This is a genomic window from Nocardia sp. NPDC050175 (assembly GCF_044459885.1).
GTDB lineage: Bacteria > Actinomycetota > Actinomycetes > Mycobacteriales > Mycobacteriaceae > Nocardia.
Window position 1 is genome coordinate 184,315 of sequence record NZ_JBITJI010000009.1, and the last position, 6,758, is coordinate 191,072.

At 67.7% G+C, this 6,758-nt stretch carries 5 protein-coding genes and 1 pseudogene; all 6 read left to right on the top strand.

Annotated elements, in window-relative coordinates; genetic code table 11:
* Positions 1–8: 8 nt before the first annotated feature.
* The 6 genes and pseudogenes from mftA to ACIBK2_RS29690 all read left to right on the top strand — a co-directional run bounded on the left by mftA (position 9) and on the right by ACIBK2_RS29690 (position 6,330).
* Positions 9–155 (top strand): mycofactocin precursor MftA, encoded by a 147-nt coding sequence (gene mftA, locus ACIBK2_RS29665; RefSeq protein ID WP_396971810.1) that lies wholly within the window; start codon positions 9–11, stop codon positions 153–155.
* Positions 156–170: 15 nt separating this feature from the next.
* Positions 171–365 (top strand): annotated as a pseudogene (gene mftB, locus ACIBK2_RS29670) (mycofactocin biosynthesis chaperone MftB); the annotation flags it as partial.
* A 51-nt stretch (positions 366–416) separates the two neighbouring features.
* Positions 417–1,724 carry a mycofactocin radical SAM maturase gene (gene mftC, locus ACIBK2_RS29675; RefSeq protein WP_396971989.1) on the top strand — a complete coding sequence of 436 codons (1,308 nt, stop codon included), beginning with the start codon at positions 417–419 and terminating at the stop codon, positions 1,722–1,724.
* 230 nt (positions 1,725–1,954) lie between these two features.
* Positions 1,955–3,355, top strand: coding sequence for a mycofactocin biosynthesis glycosyltransferase MftF (mftF, locus tag ACIBK2_RS29680; protein ID WP_396971812.1), 1,401 nt, complete (start codon positions 1,955–1,957; stop codon positions 3,353–3,355).
* A gap of 33 nt (positions 3,356–3,388) precedes the next feature.
* Positions 3,389–4,843, top strand: coding sequence for a mycofactocin system GMC family oxidoreductase MftG (mftG, locus tag ACIBK2_RS29685; RefSeq protein ID WP_396971814.1), 1,455 nt, complete (start codon positions 3,389–3,391; stop codon positions 4,841–4,843).
* Positions 4,844–4,968: 125 nt separating this feature from the next.
* A complete protein-coding gene (locus ACIBK2_RS29690) occupies positions 4,969–6,330 on the top strand; it encodes a GAF domain-containing protein (protein ID WP_396971816.1) in 1,362 nt (453 codons plus the stop codon).
* Positions 6,331–6,758: the final 428 nt, after the last annotated feature.

Sequence of the window (6,758 nt, forward strand, 5' to 3'; positions counted from 1 at the left end):
AGGTAGAGATGCCGGAATACGGATCCAACGGACACACCGACACCGACCACTCGGGAACGGTCGGCACAGTCGAGGCACACGAGGACGCCACACCGCTGATCGAGGAGACCCTCATCGAAGAGGTGTCCATCGACGGCATGTGCGGCGTTTACTGACAGGCGGTGGAGACCATGCTCGATCTCGATACCCGATGGCAGCTGCATCCGAGGGTGGCCCTGCGGCCGGAACCGTTCGGTGCGCTGCTCTACCACTTCGGCACCCGCAAGCTCTCCTTCCTGAAGAGCCCGCGGATCGTCGAGATCGTGCGGTCGCTGCCGGCGCACACCTCGGCCCGCGCGGCGATCCAGGCGGCCGGCGTCACCGACGCGAATACCGCGCAGTACGTGAAAGCGCTGACACAGCTTGTCGATTCCGACATGATCATCGGTGCGCCCGCCGACGCTCCGCTGGCGCCCGCCGCCGTGCGCACCGCGCCCGCACCGTCGACGGCGGGGGTGGTCCCGCCGTCCGACGCGGCGGTGCGCCTGGTCGATCGGTTCGAAAGCGGTTTGGCCGCACCGATTTGCCTCACCTGGGAGCTCACCTACGCCTGCAACCTGTCGTGCGTGCACTGTCTGTCCTCGTCCGGTCGCCGCGATCCGCGGGAGCTGAGCACCGAGCAGTGCAAGGCGCTGATCGACGAGTTCGAGCGCATGCAGATCTTCTACGTGAACATCGGCGGCGGCGAACCGACGGTGCGCCCGGACTTCTGGGAGCTGGTCGACTACGCGACGGCCCATCACGTCGGAGTGAAGTTCTCTACCAATGGAGTTCGGATCACCCCGGAGGTGGCCGCGCGGCTGGCCGCGAGTGACTATGTCGACGTACAGATTTCGCTGGACGGCGCCGACGCCGCGGTGAACGACGCGGTACGCGGTCCCGGCTCCTACGACATGGCCATCCGCGCACTGGAAAACCTTGCGGCAGCTGGCTTCCGCGACGCGAAGGTATCCGTCGTGGCGACCAGGCACAATATCGGCCAGCTCGACGAATTCCGGGCCATCGCCGAAAAGTACGGCGCCACCTTGCGATTGACCAGGCTGCGCCCGTCCGGCCGCGGCGCGGACGTGTGGGACGACCTGCATCCGACCCAGGATCAGCAGCGGGTGCTCTACGACTGGCTGGTGCGCAACGGCGACGGCGTGCTCACCGGTGACTCGTTCTTCCACCTGTCCGCGTTCGGCCAGGCGCTGCCCGGTTTGAACATGTGCGGCGCGGGCCGGGTGGTCTGCCTGGTCGATCCGCTCGGCGATGTGTACGCCTGCCCGTTCGCCATCCACGACCGGTTCCATGCCGGAAATGTGGTGTCGGACGGTGGTTTTCGCGCGGTCTGGCACGACTCGGCACTGTTCGCCGAACTGCGTGAGCCGAGCGGCGGCGGCGCGTGCGCGTCGTGCAGCCACTACGACTCCTGCCGCGGCGGCTGCATGGCGGCCAAGTTCTTCACCGGCCTGCCCGCCGACGGGCCGGACCCGGAATGCGTCCAGGGCTACGGCGAGGCGGCGCTGGCCGACACCGCGCGGTTGATCCCGCGCTCGTCGGTGGACCACTCCCGGCGGGTGACGCCGCGGGCGGGTGCGCGCAAACCCGCGCCGGTGCCACTGACGCTGTCCGTGACGCGCCCGAGCGTATTTCCGCCTGTTCGTCCGCCGGCTCGGGCCTGTGACGAGAACCCGCTCGCCTGATGTCATGGGAGTAGCCAGTCGGATGCTGCTAGTCGCGCGGCGGTCGCCTTCCGGTTCCGACCGGCCGGTTGCCGTCGCGTTGCCGGATGCTGGTTTCGAGCGAAACTCGGCGCTTCATCGTCTGCCGCAACACGTGTCAGTGGCTCGAGCGACGCGGTTTCGTGCGGAATTCTGTCCTTTTAACCGAGCTGATGATGCTTACGCGCGAATCTCCGCCTAGCATGCCAGGAATGCGCCATGATCGCCTGCCCGACGGATTCGGGGTGCGGATTGATCCACGGGTACGCGCATACTCCGGAGGGCGGGTGCTGATCGGCGGCTCGCCCGCCCGGTTGCTGCGACTTGCCCCGGAGGCCGCCGAGATGATCGGCGACGGGTACCTCGAGGTGACCGGCCCGAAGTCCGCGACCGTTGCCAGACGGCTGCTCGACTCCGGAGTTGCCAACCCACGTCCCCGGCTGCTTCCGTCGCCCGAGGACGTGACTGTCATCGTGCCGCTGCACAACAACGCCGACGGCCTGGCCCGATTGCTCGCGGCACTGCGCGGGCACAACGTCATCGTGGTCGACGACGGCTCGGACCAACCGGTGCAGATCCCGCGCGACCGCGGCACCCGCTGCCGGGTGACCGTGCTGCGGCACGACGAGAAGCAGGGCCCCGCCGCCGCGCGCAACGCCGGATTGAAGGCCGCGACAACCGACTTCGTCGCGTTCCTCGATTCCGACGTGGTCCCGCGCAGCGGCTGGCTCGAGGTGATGCTCGGGCACTTCAGCGATCCGGAGGTGGCGCTGGTCGCCCCGCGGATCGTCGCGCTCGACCCGGAGTCCAATGCCCTGGCCCGCTACGAGCACACCCGCTCCTCGTTGGACCTTGGCAGGCGGGAGGCCGCCGTGCAGTCGCACGGACTGGTCTCCTACGTGCCGAGCGCCGCGCTACTGGTGCGCCGCCGGGCACTGCTGGCCCAGGACGGCTTCGACGAGTCGATGCTGGTCGCCGAGGACGTCGATCTGTGCTGGCGGCTCGAGCAGGCGGGCTGGCGGCTGCGCTACGAGCCCGCCGCCCATGTCGCGCACGACCACCGCATCTCCTTCCGCGCCTGGTTCGGCCGAAAGATGTTCTACGGCACGGGCGCAGCGCCGCTCGGCGAGCGCCATCCCGGCATGGTCTCGCCGCTGTCGCTGCCCTCCTGGACCATGCTGGCCGCGTTCCTGTTCGCCACGCTGTCGAAGTGGGGACTGATCGGCGGGGTGATCACCTTGGTCACCGCGCTGGTCCGACTACGCCGGGTCTTCGCGGAGCTGGACAACCCGACACGGATCGCGGCGATCTATCTGTCCCGCGGTTTCTTCGCCGGTCTGTGGCGGCTGGCCTCCGCGATGTGCAGGCACTACTGGCCGGTGACGCTGCTGGCGATGCTGGTGTCGCGGCGGATTCGGCGCATCGCGATCACCATGGCCGTCGCGGACGGCCTGGCCGACTGGTTCACCCATCGCGATGCCGGTGGCCTCGATCCGGTGCGCTACGTGGCGTACAAGCGGCTCGACGACATCGCCTACGGTACCGGCCTCTGGGTCGGCGCGTTCCGCGCGCGCAGCCCGGAATCGCTGAAACCTACTGCGCCGTCACACTGATCGGCGCGGTCACACTGATCGGACAGGGTTCGGATGACCGACACGCTCATCGTCGGGGGCGGTACCGCGGGCTGTGTGCTCGCGGCGCGGCTGAGTGAGAATCCGGACCACACTGTCCGATTGCTGGAAGCCGGGAGGCTGTGGCGCGCGCCGGACGGATTTCCCGCGGAGCTGCTCGATGCCACCAGCCTGCCGGTCGGCGCGGATGCGCCATGGCTGTGGCGCTATCCGGTCACCCTTTCTGACGCTGGGGTAGCCGGAAACATAGTGCGCGGCAAGGTGATCGGCGGGTCCGGCGCGGTCAACGGCAGTTACTTCGTGCGGGCCACCGCCGCGGACTTCGAAGCGTGGAGCCGCGAGCTGGATTCGTCGAAGATGTGGTCGTTCGATTCGGTGCTACCGGCGTACTGCCGTTCGGAACGGGACGTCGACTTCGGTGACCATCCCTGGCACGGACGATCCGGTCCGATTCCGGTGCGCCGCAGCACGAATCCGGCACCGCTGAGCGAGCAGTTCGCCACTGCCTGTGCGGCAGTTGGCTTTCCGGCTATATCCGATCTGAACGCAAGCTCAGACGCCGACGGTGTAGGCGCGGTGCCATGCAACATCGAGGACAGTCGACGGGTCAGCACCGCATCCGGCTACCTGTTGCCCGCGTTGGCCAGGCCGAACCTCACGGTCCAGGAGGCAACGACGGTGGTACGCATTCGTTTTCGCGGCACCCGCGCGGTCGGTGTCGATGTCATGCGCGACGACCGGACCGAAACCATCTGGGCAGACCACATCGTGCTCAGCGCGGGCGCGATCGAATCCGCCGCGCTGCTGCTGCGTTCCGGCATCGGCAACGCCGAACATCTTCGGGCCCTCGACATCCTGGTCGTGCGGCCCGCACCGGTCGGCGCCTGGTTCACCGACCACCCCGAGATCGGTCTCGAATACCGACTCGACGCACCCGAACAGGCAACCGTCCCACTGGAATACGTGCTGGAGCTGGACGACATCGAAATTCGGCCATACACGGTCGCTTTCACACCCGGCGTACAGCGCCTCGGCATCGCCCTGATGCGGCCCCAGTCCGCGGGCGTGTTGCGGCTGCGCTCGGCCGACGCGGCGATACCGCCGGTGATCGAGCATCGATATCTCTCGGCGGAGCACGATCGGACCCGGCTACGTGGCGCGATCGCGACGGCGGCGGAGGTGCTGCACCGGATGTCCGCACAATCACGCACCGACCCGATGCCGCAGCCGCCGAAATCCGCCGACGCCTGGCTGCACGCGAATCTGGCTACCTCGCAACATCTCTCCGGAACCTGCCGGATGGGCCGGGCGGACGACGATCGGGCGGTGGTGGACGAGTTGTGCCGAGTGCACGGCCTGACCGGTTTGTCGGTGATAGATCTCTCCGTCGTCCCGGTGCCGCTGAGCCGCGGTCCGCAGGCGACCACGGTGATGATCGCGGAAAACGTCGCGGACCATCTGGGGCGGTGAAGTGGAAGACGAGTAGGTCACATTTGTAAGGGGTGCAAACCCGGTGTGACCTGGCGGACAAACCCAGACATCCGCCGGTACCGAGGTGTAGCCGCCGGTACAGTTTGGTTCGGAAAGAAAGGCAAATGGTCAGCAACATTGCAGGTGGGCGGCCCCCACAGCACGGCGTCGAGCCCGGCACGCAACTCGGCGCGCTCGAGGCCTATGCCGCGCAGGCCCACGGATACCTTAGCGCGGGCGGCGATCAGCTCACCCAGCTTGCCGGATTGTTGCGCCCTGCCGTGGTCGAATCCTGGCTGCGCAGCGTGCGCGGCGGCGTCGATCCGATGGACCCGCTGGACGGGCGCGGACTACGCGGCGCCGATCTGCAGCGCTACCGCGAGGCACATCCGATCGCCACGCTGATGCCGCTGATCGACAAACTCCTCGTACAGGACACCGCCAGAACGGGTTTGATCGTCGTGGTGGCCGATCAGTTCGGCCGCGTGCTCTCCGTGCACGGCAATCCGGATCAGGTCGGCGCCGCCGCCGAGATCGGGCTGCGGGCCGGCGACGATCTGAGCGAGCGCCGGATCGGCACGAATGCAGTCGGTCTGGTGGTACGCACCGGCCGGGCGGCCTGGATCCACGGCCCCGAACACTTCCTGCACCGGATGCATCGGATCACCGGAGCCGCTGCGCCGGTGCATGATCCGGACGGCAGGCTGGTCGGCGTGCTGATGATCGCCGGCGGCGTCCGGGTCGCCCAGCCCGAGATTCTCGCGTTGGTCAAGGCCACCGCGACCGCCGCCGAGATGGATCTGCTGCTGACCGCGCTGCGCTCGAACCGGCACGGCCCGTCGGGCGGGCACGCGTTGGACGCGCCGTCGTCGGGCCGGTTGGGTCTGGAGGTGCTCGGTCTCGGGCAGCCGCAGTTGAGTGTCGCGGGCGACCGGGTTTCGTTGTCGCAGCGGCATGCCGAGATCCTGTTATTGCTCACCGAACATCCGGAGGGGCTCGGCGCCGATCATCTCGCGCTGCTGCTCGACGACACGGATCTGGACAACGGCACCATCCGGGCCGCCGTGTCCCGCTTGCGAACCGTGGTCGGCCCGACCGTATTCGGTTCGCGCCCTTACCGTTTGCGCGTCCATATCGCAACCGATGTGGAGGCGTTGCGCGCCGCGCTCGACTCCGGTGATGTCGATGCGGCATTGCGGCTCTACGCCGGACCGGTGCTGCCGCGCTCGACCGCGCCGGGGATTATCGATATTCGCGACGAGCTGCGGGTGCGACTGCGCACCGCGGTGTTGAGTTCGGCGGATTCCGCCGTGCTGCGCCGCTGGACCGCGGGGGCCGAGGGCCGCGACGACGCCGCCGCGTGGGCCGCCTACCGGGCGACAGTCGATCGTGATTCGCCCCTGTATGCGCAGATCGAGGCCAAGATCCGGGTGCTCGATCGGCGGCTCGGCGCCGATGCAACGTGGATGCAACGTTCCCGCTCATAGTCTGCACTTCCGAACGTGTGGTAGCTCACAAACGCGACGTCTCTGTGGTCGCGCGCACACTTCTGTCTAGAGGCTCCGGCCCTGGTAGTCGCCCTGGTCAAGCGTCCAGAAGTTTTTAAGGGAAAAAGTTCCTTTTTATTAACCGAGCGCCTAGTGTTCGCAATGCACGGATCACTCCCGTGTGACGTAGCTGACATAGCCGCGACGCCCGCCGAGCGGCAGTGAAGTTGGAGGAACGAGCGAGAGTCAAGCCGACGGCGGGCATCTGTCGGATCGCGCGCGGTGACGCCTTCGCGTTACGCGCTTTCACCGAATCGCCTGTGGTGGTCGACGCCATGCGTCCGGGATCGTCCCGCTGACGCAGCGGCTTATTCGCGCTGCCCAAAACCATTCGGCCAGCTGTTGTTTCGCCAATTTAGGAGGCTCTG